Below are 23006 nucleotides of genomic sequence, written 5' to 3'. Positions count from 1 at the left end.
TTTAAATGCCTGCATTCTTATTTGGTGCAAAAAAACAACAAAACCCACCTAACTCTTTCGCCATTCCACGATATAATTATGTTTCTTATTCGCTAGCTACCAGGAAAACTAATGCAAATTAAACATAGCATGGGGTACACAAACCCAGAACTCCTTACTGATGCTTTCAACCTGCGCCAACAAGTTTTTACTCAAGAACAGGGGTTTCCCGCTGATATCGATGTCGATGAATATGATGAGTCCGCATTACATGTCGTTTTGTATTTAGATGGGCAGCCAGCTGCAGTATTACGTTGTGTACTACTTGAAGACAATCTTATCAAAGTTGGCCGTGTCGCAGTACAAAAATCACACCGAAGTAAAGGGCTAGGACGTGAATTAATGAAATTTGTAGAGCAATATGGCCGTTCTCATCATTACCATAAAATAGCTCTTTCAGCGCAATATACTGCCATTGATTTTTACCATACTCTGGGGTACCAAACTGAGGGAGAAATGTATGATGAAGAGGGAATGGACCACATTTATATGACATTATCTTTAGAGTAATAATTGCCCTTGAATTAAATTTTCTCGCCTCTATATTGGTATATAGGTCAATATTTAATCAAACAGAGGTGAATGATGGCAAATGGTTGGGCAAATGAAGATGCTGTTCAAGAACAAATTGATGCCACTCTTGATGATGCGGTAGCGAAAGCTCGTCGCCAATTGCACTCAGGTGAAAGTGCCGATTTTTGTGAAGAGTGTGGTGAGGCAATTCCTGAGGCTCGCCGTTTAGCATTACCCGGCGTTAAATTCTGTATCAACTGCCAAAATGAATTAGATAAAAAACAATCTACATTTAGTGGCTATAATCGGCGTGGCAGTAAGGATAGCCAATTACGCTAATCACATTTCCACCTCCATTTATCTAAGGTTTTTACTTATCTAGTACTTACTTTCACTCATTTGCGTTAACTTATTGGTAAAACATGTAAATACTGCACTGTTAATTATTAATTTAATGATAATTAACATGATATTTTTATCCTCTATTTAATGTTATTTCCCGATATTGTTGATCATTCACTCGTATCATGGCAGTATAACCGCCTATTTTTTAACTTATGAAGGTGATAAAGACCCGGGTTTCATCGCTATTTTTGGCAGTTTAGCCTGCCCTCAACACCATATTATTGTTCTTTCTATCTCGTTTCCTTAGGGGAAATTTTTCGCAATTATTCATTGTTTCATTAAGAAGGACAGCTCGCTGCATATTTGTCGATATCGGTATGCCAAAAATAAAATAAAACAAAACAAAAGAAGGTTGTTATGAGTCAAATTGATACTGATTCTAAAAAAATTCGTTCTAAAATTAGTCCCCCTGTATTTTATAGCTCTGCCGTTATTATTTTGGTTATCGTTGGCTTTGCCGCTTTGATGCCAGAAGTCGCAGAATCTCATCTAAGTCATCTTCAGCAAAACTTATTCAATAATGCTAGCTGGTTTTACATTCTAGCCGTCGCTATTATTCTTTTGAGTGTGACTTATCTGGGACTCTCCCGTTATGGGCAAATAAAATTAGGCCCTGACCACGCCCAACCCAATTTTAGCTATGTCTCGTGGTTTGCCATGCTTTTCTCAGCAGGTATGGGAATTGGGCTAATGTTTTTTGGGGTTGCAGAACCCGTAATGCACTACCTCAACCCACCTGTAGGTGAACCGCAAACCGTTGAAGCCGCAAAAGAAGCCATGCGCTTAACGTTCTTCCACTGGGGGTTACATGCTTGGGCTATCTATGCCATTGTCGCATTAATTTTAGCGTTTTTTAGCTATCGCCACGGTCTCCCTCTCACATTACGCTCTGCCCTTTACCCCATTATTGGTGAGCGTATTTATGGCCCAATAGGCCATGCAGTTGATGTATTTGCAGTAGTAGGGACGGTATTTGGTGTTGCAACATCTTTAGGCTTCGGTGTACTGCAAGTTAACGCTGGGATGAACCATTTATTTGGTTTACCAGTCAGCGAAACCGTACAGGTGGCTTTGATCATCATTTTTACAGGGCTTGCAACAATTTCCGTTGTTTCAGGGCTAGATAAAGGTATCCGTATCTTATCGGAACTCAATCTTGGCCTCGCATTTCTATTGCTCGTATTAATCGTTGCTTTAGGGCCAACTGTGCTTCTTTTAAAATCTTTCGTTGAGAATACAGGTGGCTACCTTTCAGAGATCGTCAATAAAACCTTCAATCTCTATGCCTATGAACCCAAATCAAGTAATTGGTTAGGCGGCTGGACACTACTGTATTGGGGATGGTGGTTATCTTGGTCGCCATTTGTCGGTATGTTTATTGCCCGTATCTCTCGCGGTCGTAGTATTCGTGAATTTGTCATGGGGGTATTATTTGTCCCTGCTGGCTTCACTTTAATGTGGATGACATTCTTCGGTAACACAGCGATTGATTTAATTAAAAATAAAGGCGCAACCTTATTAGCCGAAACTGTTCAGGCAGACGTATCTCTCGCTTTGTTTGAATTCCTTAATTATTTTCCATTCTCTTCGGTTTTATCTTTCTTTGCTATGCTAATGGTCATTGTGTTTTTCGTGACTTCAGCGGATTCAGGAGCAATGGTGGTTGATACTTTAGCTTCAGGCGGCGATTCTAATACCCCTGTTTGGCAACGTATCTTTTGGGCGGGTTTAATGGGTATCGTTGCGATAACAATGTTACTCGCAGGTGGTCTCCAAGCGTTACAAACACTGACAATTGCGAGTGCTCTTCCCTTTGCTGTCGTTTTGCTCGCCTCCATTTATGGCTTGTTCAAAGCCTTAAGAGTCGATGCCTATAAGCGCGATAGCCAACAGTTAGCGACCATTGCACCAACTGCCAGCCGTAACCCTATTCCGTGGCAGCGACGCTTGCGTAACATCGTATATTTCCCTAAACGCGCGCATGTTAAACGCTTTATGGAAGAATCTGTGAAGCCATCAATGGAAATGGTATCTGAAGAACTGGCTAAGCAAGGTACTGTATGCCATATCCATACTGATAAAGATGACCGAATAGGTTTTGAAGTGGATTTAGGCGAAGATATGAACTTTTTATACGAAGTTCGCCTCCGTTACTATATTCAACCGTCATTTGCGTTATCGGGTATGGGGACAGAAAGTGATGATGAAAAGAGCGAGGAGCAACGCTACTATCGCGCTGAAATTCACTTAAAAGAAGGTGGGCAAGATTATGACGTGATGGGCTGGGCAAAAGAGCAGATCATTCACGATATCCTAGACCAATACGAAAAACATATCCATTTCTTACACTTACTGGGTAAGTAGCCCCAAAAAAGAAACATTACCTAAAATGTGTCGATAAGAATTCACAGGCGGCTAAAATTATAGCCGCCTCCGCCTGTGTTTATTCGATTATCTATTAATGCAATAGAATCCTATTTTATGACATTTGAATTTTTGATAATAAAGTACTTACGCTAGCTAAGTCTTCAGGATGAACTTTTAAATATTTTTCACAAGCTAATCTGGCATAGTAAAAGCAAGTTTCTTCACTGACGACTATTTCATCTTCTTTTTCTGGAGGATAACTTATTGCAAAAAAACACCCTCTTTAAAAATCATATCATCTAAAAATCCATCATACTCACAAGCAAAATTAGCACTCTTATTTTCTCCCCTCATGTAAGTTTTATCCCTCAAATAGACAGACATGACCACGTGTCTTTTTCCTAATTGATTCGGCTACGACCCTCGTTAACTTGGTTGGTTAAATCGTCTATCACCACAAAACAGGTTTATGTTTTTCGACGATTTCAGTGTGTTTTCGCATTCAATCTCAACGTTGCTAAAAACGCGCTGAGGCGGTTTTATGATGCCTAACGGGTGTTTTAGACACTAAGTTCGCCAGTTTAACATAATAGGTCTTATGGAAATTTTAAAATCAAGGTAAACGCAATCTATGCTAAATCATGATATTTAACTTAAGTAATGTATATGGTATTGTGAACTATCTATATTGGTTTTTAATGACAAAGGGAATGCTTAAAATGGCGAATATAATTTATCTTACGCTAAAAGGAAATAAACAAGGTTTAATCTCGAAAGGATGCTCATCGATAGATTCTATCGGAAACAAGTATCAAAAGGGACACGAAAACGAAATTCTTATTAATGAGTTGTCTTCTAATTTATCGATGCATCAAAATGTCAGTTTTCAGCCTATTAGTATTCGTAAGCCAATTGATAAGTCTTCCCCACTACTTTCTCAAGCATTAACATCGAGTGAGATATTAACGTGCGACTTTACTTTTTATAGAACATCAATGAATGGTGGGTTAGAGCTGTATTATAAAATAAAACTGACAGATGCCTCAATTGTTGACCTAAATTGTTTTTATCCTAATTCTGTTACTCACAATCAAGCCCAACCAGAAGAGTCTGTATCGTTTCGATTTAAATCGGTTACCTGGGAGCATGTTATTGCTGGTACTAGTACATACAGTATATGGGAAGAAAGGAGCTTTTAATGTTCTCTAGCCCAGAAGAGACCTTTGAATGGTATGCAAATGAATTAAGAAAAATATCTGAGTTATCTGCAAGGTATTTTCTTGACGACCCCTACTGTAAACAAGGTTACAGAAGTGAAATAAATGAAGTTATAAGGTTGATCCGAGCTGATTTTAATATAGCACTGTATAATAATAATGCTAGGCATCAACGAGTAGATAGCACTCGGGATTGGTTTAGAGAGAATATAGGTTCAACGGGGAATTGGCCCGATATATATAAATACACTGAGGAAATTAAACTCGAATATGAATCAGAAAAATTAGCGTATTCCCAATTAAGAAAGGCAAGTAAAGAACTATATAATGCAACTAGGTCTTATTTTGGTGAAGGCTGGCTTTTTTATGGTGACAAGAGCCTTGATATATTAGGTGGTGCAATTCAAACAGCAGTTGGTATTTTTAGTTATAGAATAGGTAAAACAATTGGAAGTCACGGAATGAAAACGTCCGGTGCGATAAGCATGGCCTATGGTGGAGGTCGTGTATATCAAGGTATTTCTGATATTACGTATGAGTTAACTGATGGTGAAATAAACTTTAGACAAGATCCAGTTAAATTTTTAATAGAACAAGGTACTATAGCATTAGGTGGAGATAGCATCACAGCTAAGAAAATTTATTATGATGTTGATTTTGTAAATAATCTTTATATCGGTTTTGGAGCATTTAAAATTATTGATCCAAAGAAAAGAACTGAAATAAGACAATTACCAACAAAAACTTCTAAAGGATTAAGAAAATTAGGTTTTTTTGAACGCTATTTTCCAGATAACGTCGGGTTTAGAATAGAAAGATGGACTAGTGAAAATTATAAAAGAAAATTAGCTATAGGAAATAAGCCAATGTTATTATATTCATTAACAGCATCAGCAATAAAATTGAAATTGATTCTTGAATTACATAGTGACGAAAATTAGTATTTTATAATTTTTTTATTTTCATTAGTGAATTAAAAGTTTAAATTTTATGGATAGATAAAATAAAAAAGGTATTTTACTATTTACTGAGTCTATAAATAAAACCATTAATACAGGGATTAAATATGCGATTGTTAAAGGTATTAGTGATAGAATTAATGGTGCCCCCATAAAAAAAACAAGAGTTAAATAGTTAATAATATAAATCAAATACAATATTTTGGGAATCTTTTTACTTGATACTGATTCTTCAAACCATGAATCAAAATCATCCCCTTTTCCAATGGATGAATGAATTGAACTAAGTTTGATAAAGTCATTTTTATTTAACTTATCTATATTTCTTATTTTCACTATGACCTCTGATACTAATATATAGCTTTTTATCTTAATTGGTGTAAATAGTCTTGTTTTTCATTTTGATGGTGGTGATTTATAATAATCACCATCAAGGTTATAATACTTAATTATATGAAATCACTTGAATTAATTCATACGGTTTACCTTGTCTTATCGCAAGGTTATCATCGAAATTGAATCCTTCAGCACAAAATAACGATTGTATACTGTCAATAATGACATTGTTATAATTGATAATAGAAGGTTCTTCCCCATCAATAAAATATTTAAGAGTAATATCTATTTTTTCATCGTTTTTGATAGCATCAAAGATAAATTTGGTTGAGTGCCCCAAATCTTTATCAATCGTCAATCGTAGAATTGGAGTGCCATTTTCATCTTTTTCTCTAGAATAACTAATTGAATTAATTAGGATCGCATCATTTTTTGAATTTGAAAGGTCTTTCGTGATTAACCCCTGTTCAGATCCAATTATTCTCATGATTATTTGGTGTTTCATGCGATTTCCTTATGTAGCATTTGGCTTTAGTAAGCCATTTTTTTTCACATAAAGCAATAAAAACATAACGAGTTCCGCACTGACTTTACCATTACTAAACCCAAATGCTGTTTTCTCCATAGAAGGATCATAAGCACCAATCCCAACTGCAAACTTCTCGGCTTGTGATTTAGAATTTAATTTATTAATTTCCTCAACCAATTTGTTAGTCGCAGAGGCATGCAACTGATCTTTTTCTATGATGGGGGGTTAATTTTGAGATATTAAGCCTAATTTAATATCATGGTCTGAAAGCGTAATGATCTTACCTTTTGATAGTAAGTTAGCCGACTATGTTTATTCAATTGTCTATTAATGTAATAGAAGCCTATTTTATGACATTTGCATTTTTGATAATAAATTACTTACGCTAGCTAAGTCTTCCGAATGAACTTTTAAATATTTTTCACAAGCTAATCTGGCGTAGTAGAAGAAAGTTTTATCCCTCAAATAGACAGACATGACCACGTGTCTTTTACCTAATTGATTCGGCTACAACCCTCGTTGACTCGGTTGGTTAAATCGTTAATCACCACAAAACAGGTTTATGTTTTTCGACGATTTCAGTGTGTTTTCGCATTCAATCTCAACGTTGCTAAAAACGCGCTGAGGCGGTTTTATGATGTCTAACGGGCTGTTTTATTCTCTAAACTTGCTCGTTTAGCATAATGGGTCTTATGGTAATCAATAAACACAAAGTTAAATGTATTCATTTAATTCTCTTTCATTTATGATTTAAGTTTAACTTAAGGATAAGGTGGGGGATTGTATGCAGTGTGGGGATTTAGAGTGGTTTTACTGCAAAAACGGTGAAATCATGGATGCTAATGAAGCTATGGAAAAAAGGTTGGCTATTTATCGTCGAATTTTGAAAAACCTTAAAAGCGCACATAATCGCTCCAATGAATGTTTACCCCTAACGGGTTAGATGAATCAATTTATTATCGGTGTGATGGTGATGAACCTTCGGTTAAAACGGCACTCAGTAATCCCTGGGTAAAAGGAACAGAGGATTTTGGCGTAACATCAGTAAAAGGTGTTAAACGAACAATAGATACAGCAGCAGAACTTGGTGTAATCCCTCCGACTCTACGAGGGATGGATTTTATTCTAAAATCTCGGGTATCTCGAAATCCTCGTGTCATGCAAGAAAATGTTGAGGTTATCTATTTACTGCGGTTTGTTTATGACCCCTATGAAAACTTTTCTTAGGTGAATTTTGATTATGTTAAACAATAAAATTACAATAGTCACAGTATTCCTACTCTTATGCAATCCCGTATTGTCTTATTCTGAACCTGCGATTAAATGTATTCCTGAAGAGAATAATTTTCTTGCGTGTGAGGCTTTAGCAAAACAAGGGGATGATGAGGCTTTATTAATCGTCGGGCGTTTTTATGAAACGGGTACTGGTGTCGCAAAAAATCTCGAAAAGGCAGAGGAAATTTATCAGAGACTGTCAGATAAGAATGATGCAAACGGGATGAATCGTTTAGCAATGCTAACAGAAGACCAAGGGAGAAAAGATGAGGCCATTTTACTTTATCAAAAAGCCGCTGAACTTGGGTCATCCTCCGCAGACTACAATTTAGGTATATTATATAAATACGAAAATAACTACATCAAAGCTAAAGAAATGTTTGAAATAGCAATTAAAAAGCATAAATCAAGCAGCGCTATGATGAGTTTAGGTGATTTATATAGAGATGGTCGAGGAGGAGAGAAAAACACTAAGTTGGCTGAAAAATGGTATAAAGAATCGATTAAATTCGGTAATGATTTTGCGATTACTCGATTAGGTTATTTGTACGGTGATTTAGAAAATTATGATGAGGCAATAAAATGCTATGAAATAGGCATTGCAAACGGAGATCCCGCGGCAATGAATTCAATGGGGTTGCTTTATCAGCATGGCTTTGGTGTTCAAGTCGATATCAATAAAGCAGTAAAGCTCTATCAAGATGCTTCAAATAAAGAAGGGCTTGGCGGGTTAATTAATTTGGGCTTAATGTATGAGGAGGGACTAGGTGTTCCTCAAAGTTATGAGAAGGCGATCAACTTATACAAGAGAGCTTATCAACTAGGTTACACCGATATTCAATCACGGATTGACTACTTAGATAAAAAAATGCATAAAAAAAGTAATTAATACATAGTGTTAACATAAAGGAGCTTAAGCGATCAAACGCTGTAATAGCAAAATTGTAATGTCCGCTCTGGGCTAAGTTAAGGTGTCCGTCACGTAAGCTAACTATTAAGGGGGGCACATGACTGCTTATAGAGCGGAATTTTTTACATTGGAAGATGTGAAACGGCTAAATGTGATTCAAGATGTGATAGACCAACGCCTGCCGACCAAAATGGCTGCATAACGATTAAGTATATCCGCACGCCAGTGCCAGCAACAATGTCACAATGCGAAATATGACGAAAACAAATTGGTATTCAAAATAATTCGAGCTCTAGCACGGCGGCAATTGAGGATAGTTTAGTATCACGACCTGAAAGCGCTATGACCTTGTCTGTGGATTTAAGGTTGGCCGACTGCAAGTCAATATCACGGGCCGCATTTAACGTAATATTACCATTTGCGATGAGTTTAAAACGCAACTTGAGCCTCGCATTATTGCCGTTGTTGCTGATTGTGATATAGAAACCGACTGCTCTGTTATTTAAATCATGTGGGAAGGACTGGTAATTTAGCTTTGAAGTCGATTTAGGCGACGATATGAACTTTTTCTATGAATTTCTCCTCCGTTACTATATTCAACCAGCCTTTGCTTTAGCAGGTATGGGGACAGAAAGTGATGATGAAAAGAGCGAGGTGCAACGCTACTATCGTGCTGAAATTCACTTAAAAGAAGGTGGGCAAGATTATAACGTGATGGGCTGGGAAAAAGAGCAGATCATTCACGATATCCTAGACCAATATGAAAAACATATTCATTTCTTGCACTTACTGGGTAAGTAGTCCCAAAAAAGAAACATTACCTAAAATGTGTCGATAAGAATTCACAGGCGGCTAAAATTATAGCCGCCTGTGTTTATTCAATTGTCTATTAATGCAATAGAATCCTATTTTATGACATTTGCATTTTTGATAATAAATTACTTACGCTAGCTAAGTCTGGTAAGATTTTAGCGATCGTATCTTCACATAATATTTCTTGAGTATTACCCTCTCCTTGTAAATACCATTTCATTCCAATCTCTGAGGTTGATATTGTTTTTATAGACGAATTTCGACTAAAGTAATTAATAGTAAAATCAGTTAATCGTTTTGCTAAATATCTACCACTCACAAGAAGAAGTTGATTTTCGGGGTCTGCTCCCCATTATAGGTTCCACACCGGAACCCATCATGGATACAAGGAGTTAAAATTCATTAAAAACAATATATTAGACTTATTTTTAACTAGTTAAGTTCACTGTACCACTACACTCTCCATATAATATTTAGGATATTTAAATTAACGCCACAATGAATGAATAACTATTAAATTTTACGCTAATTCGTTTCTTGATTAACTATAGAATTATTTTGTGGACCTGACCAAGTTAGTTGATCTTTTAACTCATCAGGTACTAAAATAAATAACATTTTAATATATTCTATATTTTTTGAGTAAAGCACACTGATTTTCGGAGTGCAATTTTCATAATAGTATTTAGCTTGGTAGTTTAAAAATGATATATCACTACTAGTGAACTCATTCGTTAGAATTTTATTTGGTAAGTTATGTATTAGCTCAGATTCATAATAACATGATAAATCCTTAGATTTTATTTTTTTATCCTGAGATTGAATATTTCTTATGTATGGAAGGATCCAAAATAACATGTCTACATATATTTCATTTTTTGTCATGATATTACCCTATTAGTTTCTAGATGGTAATGGTTTTGCTCCAGCAGGAGCAGATTCAACTACAGTCCATCTACCATTTTCAATCAATTTATTAATATACTGCGAGTCACCTGTTTTAACATATATTTCTTTAGCTGCTACCATTCTATGATTGCCTTCTGATATATAATGAATACCTTTTTTATCGACGTATCCAGCAATAATACCTTCTGGTGCAGTGAATCTATAGTTATTGCTGAGCATATCTATTTTCATTTGATCTATTTGACTAGGATTTTTAAGGCCCGTTTGTGTACTTTTTATCATTAATGTTATTTCATCAGAGCCTAGTTTTGACACTGTAAATACACTCTTTTGTATAAGTTGTTTTCCTATCCAACCTAATGAAATAACTGAGGCTTGTATTTCAGGATCTGATATTAATACTGCTGCTTTTGTCCAACCCGGTGTTTTTGCGTTTATTTTATTTAAGTCTTGTGAGTTCCAATACATTAAGTATTGTTTTGCTAGGTCATTTTGCATGACATCAAAACCTAGATAACTAGCCCAGTAAGGCCTTTTAGCTAAATCAAATGCATTTGATATTCTCGTTTTAGTGATATCTTGTGTAACTAATGGGTTATTAGTTATTTCTAAATCTAAATTGCCACTGTTTATTAAGCTGAACATAGCATATTTTTTTATTTGTGTAGCTTCGCAGTTTGTATTACCAGCACACTTTTGCATTTCATTATCAAAATCCATTGCAAGTTCATGAAGTAAGTGATTAAACCTGAAGGTACTTTCTCCCGAGTCCGCACCACTGTAGACCCCTCCTGCGTTACCAGTGAATATTGCACCCGCAAATCCCCCTAACACGCGGGATAATTGAGCGTATTTCTCAGAATCTTTTTGCCATTCTTTTTCATTAATTAAATTGTTGTTTAGTGTGACCCCTGCTAACTGAACAGCAAGACTACCCACTATAGCTCCTTTTGCATTTCCGCCTGCAATTTCAGCGCTAATCCCTGAAACAACTGAGTGACTTAATAATTTGCCTGTATGCCCTAAAATTTCTCCGTTATCACCGATTAACTTTGCACCTTCCGCATTCACCTGATTGCCAATATTACTGAGTAAGGCACTCTTAAAGTTATCGGTAAAACTGCCACCTTGGATTGTAGTATTCACGGTTGAACTAATCACAGATTGCGCGGCAACACGCTGAGCAACCTTATTCCAATCCCCATTACTTAATAAAGGTAACTTAGCATTCCCCGGATTCCCTTTTGTCCATCCCATTTTGACATCTAAGCCATTAAGCGCCCCGGAGATCACCATTTGAGCAACAATAGATTTAACTGTTTCGCTTTTACCTAGTGAATTAAGCGCTTTCGATAGGTTTCCTTGGTTTTCAGCCAGTGCGATCGCTGCTTGTGTTGAAAGAGCTGTCATACCAGAGTAAGCCGCGCCTGATATCACTGCAGCACTCGTACCACTGCTACCGGATGCTGCCCAAGCCGCAAATTTCGTTGCTGTACCTGACGTCATCGCTGCAACAGTTATCATAATCAGCGCAGCAGCAACCGGGTTTAAACTCTGGCTTTTATAATCCCAACTGTCATAGGCGTCTTTAACTAAGTTCCACTGAACATCTTCACGGTCTTTTAAGCCTGCAAGCCACTGTGTACCTTCTGTTTTACCAAGAGCCTCTAAGGCATTTTCTAAGCTCTGACCATTTTTCGATTTAACATCCGCAGTGATCCCTTTATTCGCATCAACTGTTAGTTTTCCACCAATATGCAATGCAGGTAAAACCCATTTATCTGAGGTATAGCCTTTATTACGTTGGGTGATATAAAAACCGTTAGAATTTGTAATCACCTGTTCAAATTGCGAGTTTTTGACCGCTTTAAAATTGACCTTGCCCGTTTGGCTGGTGATTTTGGCATTCTTGCCCGCATTAATTTTGGTCGCTTCTAATGTGACATCATCCTTGGCATACAGATTAATATCGCCACCAGCAGTAAACTCAGTGACTTTATTGGTTTTATCACTGCGTGTTTTTCTCACTTCCTTTTTCGTAATACAAAGCGTCCATCTATTGTATTTCTTTTTATACTCTTCGAAGTAACTGCTTTCTTCCATGGCTTGGGCGTAGAGATAGCCGCCTTTTGCTGCAATATCCATCGCGCCTTTGGCAACGAGACGTGAGGCTTGGAAAAGAATGCTCCCCTCTGACAAAATGGTCAGGGTTTTACCGCTGTTAATTTCAGTGCCAATTTGGCGATATAACTCTTCAAATTTTTTCCCTGACTGTTTTCGATAATTCGTTTTGACCGACTCTAAGCGTACATTTCCCCCGCTTGAGAGTGTGATATCACCTAGGGATTTGATTGTACTGCCTTGTGCGGTTAAGGCACCATTGGAGGCCAGTGTGACGCCTTTGTCACCGGAAAGTGTCGAAGTCACATAACGTACATCTTGGTTATCTTCACTGGGGTTGGGAATGGCAGAGTAAGCGGTAGCCGTTAATTTAATATCACGACCTGAAAGCGCTATGACCTTGTCTGTGGATTGAAGGTTAGCCGACTGCAAGTCAATATCACGGGCTGCATTCAACGTGATATTGCCATTCGCGATGAGCTGAGAACGCAACTCTGGATAGCGATTGGTTTTAAATACATTATCGACATCCTTAATCGCTTTTGAGCCTAACAAAATATCTTGGCCTGCATTGAACGTCAGTGATTTTCCACTGTTGAAGGCAATGCCACGCGCTTCAATATTCTTACCTGCAGTGAGGTTTATCTCCCCTGAACTTGCCCAATTTCCTGTTTTTGTGAGTAACGCATTGATATTGGCGACAGGCTCTGAAGCCGCGAGTTTCATTAAGTTGAGTTCATCGCGACGAATAAGGATATTGTCATTGGCACTTAGGGTAAGTTTATTCGTTTTAGCTAATTGCGCATTATCAAAAGTGATATTTTTACCCGCTTGGATATGTAACGAATTTGCGGCATTGAGAACCGGGGGCGATAATACATTCTCTTTAAAGGCAGAAACGGGGTTTAAACTGTATTGAAGATCGCCATTTTTCGCAATTAAGGTGCTGTCTTTAGCCGTTAAATTGACTTGTTTAAGATTAAGGTCGTTATTGGCAATTAGGCTTTGTGATTGTTTTGCAACCAGTTGTGCATCATGAATATTGATGTTTTGACCAGCGATAATAGACAGATCATTTTCAGACTGTAAGTTAGTAGAAATATTTATATTATTAGAATTTAAAATAATATTTTTTGCTGACATTAAATAAGCGGGGGAATCGATGTGATTTATTTTTGAGATCAGTGATGAGGTAATAGGTAGTTTGTTCTCACTGCTGATCGAATGTTTAAAATCGAGGATGAGATTCGCACCTGAATGTAACCCTTTCTTTGTTTTTACATTATCAATCAATTCCAAAATGAACACATCACCTTGTATTTTATAATGCGTTTCTAAAATTAATTCTTTGATATTTCTAATATTAACTATTCCACTTCCACTGTTCGAAGGATCGATGACATAATTTTTATAGGTGTATTTTTTCCAGCCAATATTTTGACTGTTATCTAAAGTATTACCGGTTAAAATTAAATTTTTCTTAGCAGAAATGATACCGTTATCATTAGTGATTTGATTACCATTAAGATAAGCATTTCCACCGCTAACTATTTCTCCGAGCCGAACTGAATCATCAGAGTAAATACTTTGACCTGTATTGACTAAAACACCCTCTTTATAAAATGCATTTGAAAAATCAGCTACACCGAACCACTTATTAGGAAGAGGGTTAACCAACTTTGCATTCATGACCACATCATAATTCCCGCCTCCTTCTCTAACTCGGTCTATTAATAAGTTCTTACTTGTGGAGGTCGGTTGTATCGTATTTTCCTTGTAGTGGGTATTTAACGACATGTTGGTCAATTGCTTCGTACGAACCACCAAATCTCCCGTATTGGTTTTTATCGTCCCCGATTTATTCTCAATCAGCGTACTCAAATCCCCCTTGGCATTTTTTTGCATCCACAAATTATCTTGTGCCTGAATAAGTGCACTATTGCCCGTATTGCTTATTGAATCGGCAAAGACACGCATATCCTTGCCTGCGGTAACTTTGCCGTTATTGGCGAGGGTGTTGGTGGCTAATGTGATGTCTTTGGTGGCATTCACGTTGGCATTGGCGTTAATCTGCAGGTTTTTGGTGCTGACATTGATGTCTTTTTTCCCTTGAATATTGCCGGCAAGGGTAATTTTGCCATCGACAGTTAACGTCAGGTCATGTTGGTTGGCTTGCACATTACTGAGGTTAATCCCCACCCCTGATTCCGTACTCACCAATTTCACTTGATTGGCATACATCCCACCCAGTGCTTTGGTATCTACGGAAATACTGGGTTTTGCCCCTTCACCCGCAATCGGTGTTACGGTGCCTTTTTGAAAATCGACACGGTTGCTACCTTGCATCAGGGTCAGGTTTTTGGCTTTGATTTGCCCATTCAATTCGGTGGCACGGCTGATAATATCGGCATAAGTTTGCGCTTCGGTATTCATGCCATTGGCGCCGATAACCACACTGCCTTTTTTCACCTCAACCGCAGACAAAGCCCCCTTGTTATCCAGAATAGGTTTTCCCGTGGTTAAGGTAATCGCAGGGGTATTCACAAAGCTACAGCCATTGCAGGTAATCCCATTCGGGTTAGCAATTAAGACATTCGCCCCTTTGCCTGCTACTTCCAACTTACCTTGTAATTCTGAGCGGTTACTGCCGGTAACTTCGTTGATAATCAGATTGGCGGCATTTCCCTTTAAATTCGCATTGGCTTTGATTTGCCCTGCAATTTGGGAATTCACATTAGTGGTGGCGTTATTGAGTACCGCACCTTGTTTATCGACATTAAATTGTTGAAATTTATTGTGGGATATTCCCGCCCCATTCGGTGTGGCGATATTAATAATCGGGACGTTATTTTGTTGGCTAATTTGGGTGTTTTTATCTGCCGCCGTCATGGCAGCTCCCCAAGCGGGATGTAAGGGGTAGACGGCAGTTAAGAAAATAATGGTGTAACTTAATATCCGCTTAGAGCGAGAAGGCAATTGTTCATTTAGCATAAATAATCCTTTAAAAACGTAAAGCTACAGAGAGAATGAGACCGACCAATAAGCCGACCAATTGTCTGGTTTAAGTTGTGAGGGATAATGCAAAGGTTTACTGAGTAGAAACTGAGAATAAATTAGGCTATTGCCTGTAAAAGAGAGGCCAACGGCTCCGCCGGCTAAAGTGTCATGTTCAACGTGGTACGTATCTGAGGCAATAAACCCGTAATCTAGCGCTCCGATAAAACGCAGTTGCCCAATTGCCGTATTAGCGATGCCTTTATTGATTTCATTACGCCAATAGCCACCTCGGTTACCACTCAAAGACTGCTCATGGTAGCCACGGACAGAATACTGGCCTCCAATACTTATGCGTTCAATGCCGTATAAATTATCGGGCGAATATTGACCGTAAAATGAGGTTAAATAAGTCAAACCATTAGCGAAAAAATACTGATAACTGCTACTTAGACTGAATTTGCGGTAATGGCTGCGCGGTGAGTCTTTCGCGAGGGTGTCCGGTGAGGCGCCAAAGGCGGATATTCCCCATTCAGCAGCAGGGTTTAACGTGAAGTAGCCTTGTCCGAGGGTAGTGCTGTACTGCGGGGTAAACGAGAGTGAGGTTAAGGTTGGGCTGCTGATACTCAGGGTTTGGGAAGCTAGCTGAGTGCGGGCATTTTTATGTTTCAAACTGCCTTGTAAGGTTAGACGCTGTTTTCCATCGCGATAAATTAAGCGGCTGATATCAAATTGTTGGTTGGTATTTTTGCCTTCATAACGGTATTGCTGATCCAATGTATAAAACGGCTGTAATGTATTATTACGATATAATTGGTAACGGTATGACCAATAACCATAAGGCACATTCACATTCGCAACGATATAACGATTATGATGGGATGTACTTCCATCCATATCGGTATTGGCCGAGACTGACCACTGCTCACCAAACCCTAATGGGGAATCTACCGTCAAACCGCCGGTAATCAGCTGTTTTCCTGTTGCTTTCATCCCTGAATTATCGAAGTTCAATTGGCCCGTGATAGGCCACTTTTTCCCTTGCTGGTGAATAATAATCCGAGAGTAGCCATTTTGGCTTCCTGGCTGGATATCGATAGTGTACTTAGCGGACGATAACCGGTTGAGTTGCTCCAACCCCTGTTCAATATGCCGTAGGTTTAATATTTTTCCTTGTTGATGAGGGAATATTTGATGAGCTAAACGCTTAGGGGAGTTTTCAATCTCGATAGTTTCAATCTTTCCTTCAATCATTTGTATGGCGAGATGATGTGACGATAAATCTTGCTCAGGAATGATGGCTTGAGAGGTAATAAACCCCTGTTCTATATAGTAATTAGTCACATGCTTAGTGAGCTCATGTATTTCACCTAGCGTGAGGCAGCGTTTTAAGTAAGGTGAGGTTAACTGAGTCTGAGTTTTACTGGTGAGTTGTGTGGCACCGACAAATTGGATCTTATCGACCGGGAAACAAATTTCATCTTGACCGTGTTTGGAAAAAGTATCATCAACAGTGATTACATTGTGTTTTTCCAATAGATTACGTTGGGTTAACTCCGATTCTAACCGTTGTTTCTGTTCAAATTGAATACTTTCATTCGTGGAAGGGAATAATTGATTTTCCGTGTAGCCATAAGGCGAAATCATAAACAACGATAAGTATAATAAACGCCATATAATTTGATATTTTGTCATGTTATCTAAATTTTCGTTACGAACAGTAAATTTACCGTAATGTAACTTATTCTCATTAACTGTTTTTAGATAAAAAAATCCACCATGACTAAAAATTAATACTTTCATTCTTAATATGATTTTTTTTGCGCCATTTTATTATATTAATCTAACCAAACCGCAATTAATAATAAAATTTAATGCCATATACTGAAAATCAATCATTTGATTTTATTAGGAATGATTTTTCTGAAGAGTTTGTCACAAGTAACCTATAGGTAATTTCACAATTACAAATAAGATATGATAGTGAGGGATTGGCTACTCAACTAAAAGTATAAATGAAGTTCAACTTCAGTGAATCTAAACGGAAAAGTGAATTATTTAAGTAATAACTATATTCTAAATAATTCGAATTATAAGAAGGCGACAATTGAAGAAAGTCCGATGAAAACACACCAATATGTGACCCAGTAGCCAGCGCCAGCAACAATGTCACAATGTGAAATATGACGAAGACAAATTAATTTTCTAAATAGTTCGAACTCTAGCAAGGCGGCAATTGAGGATAGTTTGGGGAGCATACATCAGTATGTGACCCAAATAGCCGAAAGAAGCCAACACAGCTAGAGCTCGAAATATGACGAAAATTTAGGCGCTCTTTCTCTTATCAGCAGCGATATTACTATAATCTGGGCTCTCTAAAGCAATTAACTCATCCAACAACGCGGTTAATTGCTGCATTTTCTCTGGCGAAAAAGCCAGCTCAATTTTTTGATAACCTTCTTCCACTTCCTGCCGCGCTTTGTCATACAGCTCTTGCCCTGCAGGTGTCAAAGAGACATATAACTTGCGCTGATCATTCAACGGTTTTAAGCGGAAAATTAAACCTTCGCGCTCCATACGGGTTAGGATCCCCGTTAAACTTGGGCGCAGAATACAGGTTTGGACTGATAATTCATGAAAATCAATTGAACGCTTATCAGCTAAAACGCGAATAATACGCCATTGCTGTTCAGTCAAATTATACGACTTTAATATCGGCCGGAAAAAACCCATTGCGGTTTCCCTTGCCTGCAATAATGCAATTGTCAATGATTCATGCATAAGCTTAAAACTCACCACTTAATTAACGTTATTTAGCCCAATTTAGGTATTTTATGGCGGCTGCCACAGTGCTTTATTGGCGCAATGCTTTAGTGAAACCCTTTGGTTATCACCATGAATTTCCACATCACCAATTTGCCTTATTCAAGAGTAGCACGGTCAAATAACAATCTCAAAGAAAAACCCTAAAATATTAATGAGTAAATAATTTAAAATTCAACTTTAAAGTTAATTTTTTGTAAATCAAAAAAAATTGAAAAAATAATAAATCCATTTATAACAGCATGTTACAGAAAGGTGACTCAATTATGTTAATGAGATCACAATTAAAATTAACATTTACATAAACCTATTGCTAATTTAAAAATTATACTTTATTAATATATTAATAATTACTCGAAAGTTGAATTCTTTTCATTAAGGAGTTGTCAATGAAAGGCACTGTATTTGCCGTTGCCCTCAATCACCAAAGCCAGCTTAGCCATTGGCTTGAGGCATTCCAGCAAGCCCCTTATAAGACCCCACCAAAAACCCCTGTGTGGTTTATTAAGCCGCGTAATACGCGTATCAATTCAGGTGAGCAAATTTTGCACCCTATAGGTGAAGAAGTGCAAAGTGGCGCTACGCTTGCTTTGGTGATCGGTAAAAATGCACGCAAAGTCAGTAAAGAGGATGCTCATCAATTTATTGCTGGGTTTGCGCTGGCAAATGAAGTGAGCTTGCCAGAAGACACCTTCTATCGCCCTGCAATTAAAGCAAAATGCCGTGATACTTTCTGCCCAATCGGTGAAATGGTGGCTACTTCGCTAAATACTCCTGTCGATATCATCACCCTAGTGAATGGCAAAGAAGTGGATCGCTGGTCAACAAAAGATCTGATCCGCGATGCTAGCGAGTTAGTGGCTGCATTAAGTGACTTTGCCACCTTAAAGCAAGGGGATGTGATCCTGCTCGGAACGCCACAGCAACGCGTCACCATCAAACCCGGTGATGACGTGGTTATCCAAGCGGAAGGCTTTCCTAGCCTGAAAAATACCGTTGTGGCAGCAGGAGGAAAATAATGTCTACGATAACAAAACGCGCCAAAATCCTTTTTAAAGGCACTGAATATTCCGTCACCGTTGGTGATAACGAAGCCATTACGTTACCTAATGGGGATGTAGTCACGGGTGATTCTCCTGATGTTGAATGGTTACCCCCTGCTCAAGGAACGTTATTTGCCCTTGGTTTGAACTATGCGGACCATGCTGCCGAATTAGAATTTAAGCCACCTGAAGAACCTTTAATTTTCTTAAAAGCAGAAAGCAGCTTAACGGGCCACCGCCAAGTTTCTGTTCGCCCTGATAATGTTGAATATATGCATTATGAGTCTGAGTTAGTGGTGGTGATTGGAAAAACGGCTCACAAGGTCTCAAGAGAAGATGCCATGGATTATGTCGCAGGTTATACCGTGTGTAATGACTATGCGATCCGTGACTATTTAGAGAACTATTATCGCCCAAATTTACGTGTTAAGAGCCGCGATACCTTAACGCCGATCGGCCCTTGGATCGTCGATAAAGACGCCATTAAAGATCCACATAACTTAGCTTTATACACCTATGTTAATGGTGAATTACGTCAAAAAGGCACCACTGCCGATCTAATTTTCGATATTCCATTTTTAATTGCTTACCTCAGTGACTTTATGACACTGCAACCGGGAGACATGATTGCGACAGGGACACCAAAAGGGTTGTCTGATGTCGTGCCGGGTGACGAAGTCATTGTTGAAGTTGAAGGTGTTGGCAAACTGGTCAACACCATTATCAGCGAAAAAGACTATGAGGAACGTGTGTAATGACTAAGATTAATCATTGGATCAACGGTAAAAACGTTGCTAGCAAAGACTATTTTGAAACCACCAACCCTGCAACGGGTGAAGTACTCGCTGAAGTCGCAGCGGGTGGACAAGACGAAATCAACCAAGCCGTTGCCGCAGCAAAAGACGCATTTCCAAAATGGTCCAATACCCCGATGAAAGAGCGCGCTCGCTTAATGCGTCGCCTTGGTGAATTGATCGACGAAAATGTCCCGCAAATTGCAGAAATGGAAACCAAAGACACTGGTTTGCCTATTCACCAAACTAAAAACGTGTTGATCCCACGCGCTTCACACAACTTTGAATTCTTTGCTGAAATTTGCCAGCAAATGAATGGCCGTACTTACCCTGTTGATGACAAGATGATGAACTACACCTTGGTTCAACCTGTGGGTGTCTGTGCGCTGATTTCCCCATGGAACGTGCCATTTATGACCGCAACATGGAAAACCGCCCCTTGTTTAGCACTGGGTAATACTGCGGTTCTGAAAATGTCTGAGTTATCACCATTATCAGCGAATCGCCTTGGTGAACTGGCTCTGGAAGCCGGTATTCCAGCGGGCGTTTTGAACGTGGTTCAAGGCTATGGTAGCACTGCTGGGGATGCTTTAGTCAAACACCATGATGTCCGTGCGGTTTCCTTTACTGGGGGCACGGCTACTGGCCGCACTATTATGCAAAATGCAGGCTTGAAAAAGTATTCCATGGAATTAGGGGGTAAATCACCGGTACTGGTCTTTGAAGACGCGGATATTGAGCGTGCACTAGACGCTGCCCTGTTTACGATTTTCTCCATTAATGGCGAACGCTGTACGGCTGGCTCACGTATTTTCATCCAAGAAAGTATCTATCCTGAGTTTGTTAAACGCTTTGCGGAACGTGCAAACCGCTTGATCGTCGGTGACCCGAACGATCCGAAAACCCAAGTGGGTGCATTGATCAGCCAGCAGCACTGGAACAAGGTTTCGGGTTATATTCGTTTAGGTATGGAAGAAGGCGCAACCTTGTTAGCGGGTGGCCCAGACAAACCGACTGACCTACCTGACCACCTCAAAGGCGGTAATTTCTTACGTCCTACCGTACTGGCTGATGTCGATAACCGCATGCGTGTCGCCCAAGAAGAGATCTTTGGGCCTGTGGCTTGTTTAATTCCGTTTAAATCTGAAGAAGACGGTTTACGCATGGCAAATGATATTGAGTACGGCCTTGCTTCGTATATTTGGACGCAAGATGTCAGCAAGATTTTACGTTTATCACGCAGTATTGAAGCTGGAATGGTGTTTGTTAACACCCAAAACGTGCGTGACCTGCGCCAACCATTCGGTGGTGTCAAAGCCTCCGGTGTAGGTCGTGAAGGTGGCGAGTACAGCTTCGAAGTGTTCGCAGAAATGAAGAACGTGTGTATCTCCTACGGAGACCACAACATCCCTCGCTGGGGTGTGTGATTCATAAATTTATTTTATTTATCAATTAGATACCCATGAAAATTTGAACTGTAAATGATTCATGATAAATAATAGCTACAACAAATTATGGGTAAACTCGTTCCTTACCCTAAATAGTTTGAGTTGTAGCTAGGCGGCAAGCGAAATCATCCCTATGAGCATACATGAGTATGTGATTAGGGTGGTTTTGTGCGGCCAACACCGCTACAGCTCAAAATATAACGGGTAAGAGAGGATGAAATGGGTAAGTTGGCACTCGCCGCAAAAATAACACACGTCCCATCCATGTACCTATCAGAACTACCAGGTAAAAACTTTGGATGCCGCCAAGCCGCTATCGATGGGCATAAAGAAATCAGCCGCCGCTGCCGTGAATTAGGCGTTGATACCATCATCGTTTTTGATACGCACTGGTTAGTCAACAGCGCCTATCACATTAACTGTGCTGACCACTTTAAAGGTATTTACACCAGTAATGAACTTCCACATTTTATTCGCGATATGGAATATGAATACGATGGGAACTCGGTATTAGGCCAAATGATTGGTGAGGAAGCGCGTAAGTTAGGTGTTCGTGCTCAAGCTCATGAAATCCCAAGCTTAACCCTTGAGTATGCGACATTAGTTCCTATGCGCTATATGAATAGTGACCGTCACTTTAAAGTTATCTCAATCTCAGCATTCTGTACTTCTCATAGTTTTGAAGACAGCCGCAAATTAGGTGAAGCCGTACTAACCGCGATTGAAAAATACAATGGCACCGTCGCTGTATTAGCGAGTGGCTCATTATCACACCGCTTTATTGATGACCAAAAAGCCGAAGATGGCATGAACAGCTACACGCGTGAATTTGATGAGCAAATGGATAAACGTGTCGTCAAACTTTGGCGTGAAGGTCGTTTTGAAGAATTCTGCAAAATGTTGCCTGAATACGCAGATTACTGCTATGGCGAAGGCCATATGCACGACACCGTGATGCTGTTAGGTATGTTAGGTTGGGATAAATACGCTGAGAAAGTGGAAGTCTTAACTGACTTGTTTGCAAGCTCAGGCACAGGGCAAATCAATGCCGTGTTCCCACTACCAAGCTATATTACTGATAAACAAGCTGTCACCGCATAAGGAATTGTTATGCCTCATTTTTATGCAGAATGTACAGAAAATATTCGTGATGAAGCTCAACTACCTGAGCTCTTCGCCAAAGTGAATGAAGCCCTCGCGGGAACCGGTATCTTCCCATTAGGTGGCATTCGTAGTCGTGCTATTTGGCTGGATACTTGGCAAATGGCCGATGGCAAGCACGATTATGCTTTTGTCCATATGACGTTGAAGATCGGTGCTGGGCGCTCTCTTGAAGATAGGCAAAAAACGGGGGAAATGATTTTCGACCTGATCAAAACCCACTTTGCCGATTTAATGGCAAAACGTTACCTCGCGCTGTCTTTTACCATGGAAGAGCTTGATCCTGTTTTAAATTATAAACAGAACAATGTTCATGCCTTGTTTAAGGGCTAAGAGTTTAAAGCTTTATT

The 23006-nt window shown here is 39.0% G+C and carries 19 protein-coding genes and 1 pseudogene; 13 read left to right on the top strand and 7 right to left on the bottom strand.

Going from position 1 to position 23006, the window contains the following annotated elements; translation table 11 throughout:
• The first annotated feature begins 111 nt into the window (after positions 1-111).
• The 3 genes from PZ638_RS04085 to PZ638_RS04075 all read left to right on the top strand — a co-directional run bounded on the left by PZ638_RS04085 (position 112) and on the right by PZ638_RS04075 (position 3321).
• On the top strand, positions 112-549 hold the full coding sequence (locus tag PZ638_RS04085; RefSeq protein ID WP_004905264.1) for a GNAT family N-acetyltransferase: 438 nt from the start codon (positions 112-114) through the stop codon (positions 547-549).
• A 75-nt stretch (positions 550-624) separates the two neighbouring features.
• Positions 625-891 carry a DksA/TraR family C4-type zinc finger protein gene (locus PZ638_RS04080; protein ID WP_275612181.1) on the top strand — a complete coding sequence of 89 codons (267 nt, stop codon included), beginning with the start codon at positions 625-627 and terminating at the stop codon, positions 889-891.
• A gap of 423 nt (positions 892-1314) precedes the next feature.
• A complete protein-coding gene (locus tag PZ638_RS04075) occupies positions 1315-3321 on the top strand; it encodes a BCCT family transporter (protein ID WP_094963056.1) in 2007 nt (668 codons plus the stop codon).
• Between the two features lie 115 nt (positions 3322-3436).
• On the opposite strand, the gene cdiI is transcribed toward PZ638_RS04075, so the two are convergent.
• Positions 3437-3559, bottom strand: a complete 123-nt coding sequence (gene cdiI, locus PZ638_RS04070) for a ribonuclease toxin immunity protein CdiI (protein ID WP_231665161.1) — start codon at positions 3557-3559, stop codon at positions 3437-3439.
• A gap of 484 nt (positions 3560-4043) precedes the next feature.
• Between cdiI and PZ638_RS04065 the strand changes: the two genes are divergently transcribed.
• Together PZ638_RS04065 and PZ638_RS04060 are read left to right on the top strand one after the other, a co-directional pair.
• On the top strand, positions 4044-4523 hold the full coding sequence (locus PZ638_RS04065; RefSeq protein WP_094962184.1) for an Hcp family type VI secretion system effector: 480 nt from the start codon (positions 4044-4046) through the stop codon (positions 4521-4523).
• A complete protein-coding gene (locus tag PZ638_RS04060) occupies positions 4523-5482 on the top strand; it encodes a hypothetical protein (protein ID WP_036958546.1) in 960 nt (319 codons plus the stop codon). Before PZ638_RS04065 ends, PZ638_RS04060 begins: the two co-directional genes overlap by 1 nt.
• A 463-nt stretch (positions 5483-5945) precedes the next feature.
• Here PZ638_RS04060 and PZ638_RS04055 read toward each other — a convergent pair whose 3' ends face one another.
• Both PZ638_RS04055 and PZ638_RS04050 read right to left on the bottom strand, forming a co-directional pair.
• Positions 5946-6341, bottom strand: coding sequence for a hypothetical protein (locus PZ638_RS04055; RefSeq protein ID WP_112307870.1), 396 nt, complete (start codon positions 6339-6341; stop codon positions 5946-5948).
• A gap of 9 nt (positions 6342-6350) precedes the next feature.
• Positions 6351-6566, bottom strand: a complete 216-nt coding sequence (locus PZ638_RS04050; protein ID WP_004905277.1) for a hypothetical protein — start codon at positions 6564-6566, stop codon at positions 6351-6353.
• 720 nt (positions 6567-7286) lie between these two features.
• Here PZ638_RS04050 and PZ638_RS04045 point away from each other — a divergent pair.
• The 3 genes and pseudogenes from PZ638_RS04045 to PZ638_RS04035 all read left to right on the top strand — a co-directional run.
• Entirely contained in the window at positions 7287-7592 is a 306-nt protein-coding gene (locus PZ638_RS04045) for a hypothetical protein (protein ID WP_004905280.1), read from the top strand.
• Between the two features lie 13 nt (positions 7593-7605).
• Positions 7606-8529, top strand: coding sequence for an SEL1-like repeat protein (locus PZ638_RS04040; RefSeq protein ID WP_094962179.1), 924 nt, complete (start codon positions 7606-7608; stop codon positions 8527-8529).
• A 555-nt stretch (positions 8530-9084) separates the two neighbouring features.
• Positions 9085-9351 (top strand): annotated as a pseudogene (locus PZ638_RS04035) (choline transporter); the annotation flags it as partial.
• A gap of 537 nt (positions 9352-9888) precedes the next feature.
• On the opposite strand, the gene PZ638_RS04030 reads toward PZ638_RS04035, so the two are convergent.
• The 4 genes from PZ638_RS04030 to hpaR all read right to left on the bottom strand — a co-directional run bounded on the left by PZ638_RS04030 (position 9889) and on the right by hpaR (position 18168).
• On the bottom strand, positions 9889-10248 hold the full coding sequence (locus tag PZ638_RS04030) for a hypothetical protein (RefSeq protein ID WP_004905285.1): 360 nt from the start codon (positions 10246-10248) through the stop codon (positions 9889-9891).
• Positions 10249-10260: 12 nt separating this feature from the next.
• Positions 10261-15384, bottom strand: a complete 5124-nt coding sequence (locus PZ638_RS04025; RefSeq protein WP_166185433.1) for a DUF637 domain-containing protein — start codon at positions 15382-15384, stop codon at positions 10261-10263.
• Between the two features lie 24 nt (positions 15385-15408).
• Positions 15409-17190 (bottom strand): ShlB/FhaC/HecB family hemolysin secretion/activation protein, encoded by a 1782-nt coding sequence (locus tag PZ638_RS04020; RefSeq protein ID WP_164455018.1) that lies wholly within the window; start codon positions 17188-17190, stop codon positions 15409-15411.
• A gap of 522 nt (positions 17191-17712) precedes the next feature.
• Positions 17713-18168, bottom strand: coding sequence for a homoprotocatechuate degradation operon regulator HpaR (gene hpaR, locus PZ638_RS04015; protein WP_004905292.1), 456 nt, complete (start codon positions 18166-18168; stop codon positions 17713-17715).
• 431 nt (positions 18169-18599) lie between these two features.
• Here hpaR and PZ638_RS04010 point away from each other — a divergent pair, with 431 nt between their 5' ends.
• From PZ638_RS04010 to PZ638_RS03990, 5 genes are all read left to right on the top strand, one after another.
• The gene (locus PZ638_RS04010) at positions 18600-19229 is read left to right on the top strand and encodes a fumarylacetoacetate hydrolase family protein (protein ID WP_112307868.1); all 630 of its coding nucleotides are present in this window, start codon (positions 18600-18602) and stop codon (positions 19227-19229) included.
• Positions 19229-20008 carry a fumarylacetoacetate hydrolase family protein gene (locus PZ638_RS04005; RefSeq protein ID WP_136134805.1) on the top strand — a complete coding sequence of 260 codons (780 nt, stop codon included), beginning with the start codon at positions 19229-19231 and terminating at the stop codon, positions 20006-20008. Before PZ638_RS04010 ends, PZ638_RS04005 begins: the two co-directional genes overlap by 1 nt.
• Positions 20008-21474: a 5-carboxymethyl-2-hydroxymuconate semialdehyde dehydrogenase gene (gene hpaE / locus PZ638_RS04000; protein ID WP_094962174.1), complete on the top strand. Its 1467-nt coding sequence runs from the start codon at positions 20008-20010 to the stop codon at positions 21472-21474. Before PZ638_RS04005 ends, hpaE begins: the two co-directional genes overlap by 1 nt.
• Before the next feature lie 240 nt (positions 21475-21714).
• Complete coding sequence (gene hpaD, locus PZ638_RS03995) at positions 21715-22596, top strand: 3,4-dihydroxyphenylacetate 2,3-dioxygenase (protein WP_164455016.1); 882 nt, start codon at positions 21715-21717, stop codon at positions 22594-22596.
• 9 nt (positions 22597-22605) lie between these two features.
• Positions 22606-22989, top strand: coding sequence for a 5-carboxymethyl-2-hydroxymuconate Delta-isomerase (locus PZ638_RS03990; RefSeq protein ID WP_004905302.1), 384 nt, complete (start codon positions 22606-22608; stop codon positions 22987-22989).
• The last annotated feature ends 17 nt before the right edge of the window (positions 22990-23006 follow it).

The sequence above is a fragment of the Providencia hangzhouensis genome (assembly GCF_029193595.2).
Taxonomy (GTDB): domain Bacteria; phylum Pseudomonadota; class Gammaproteobacteria; order Enterobacterales; family Enterobacteriaceae; genus Providencia; species Providencia hangzhouensis.
The sequence above is the reverse complement of the archived record's forward strand: the minus strand, read 5'-3'. Positions and strand labels throughout refer to the sequence as shown.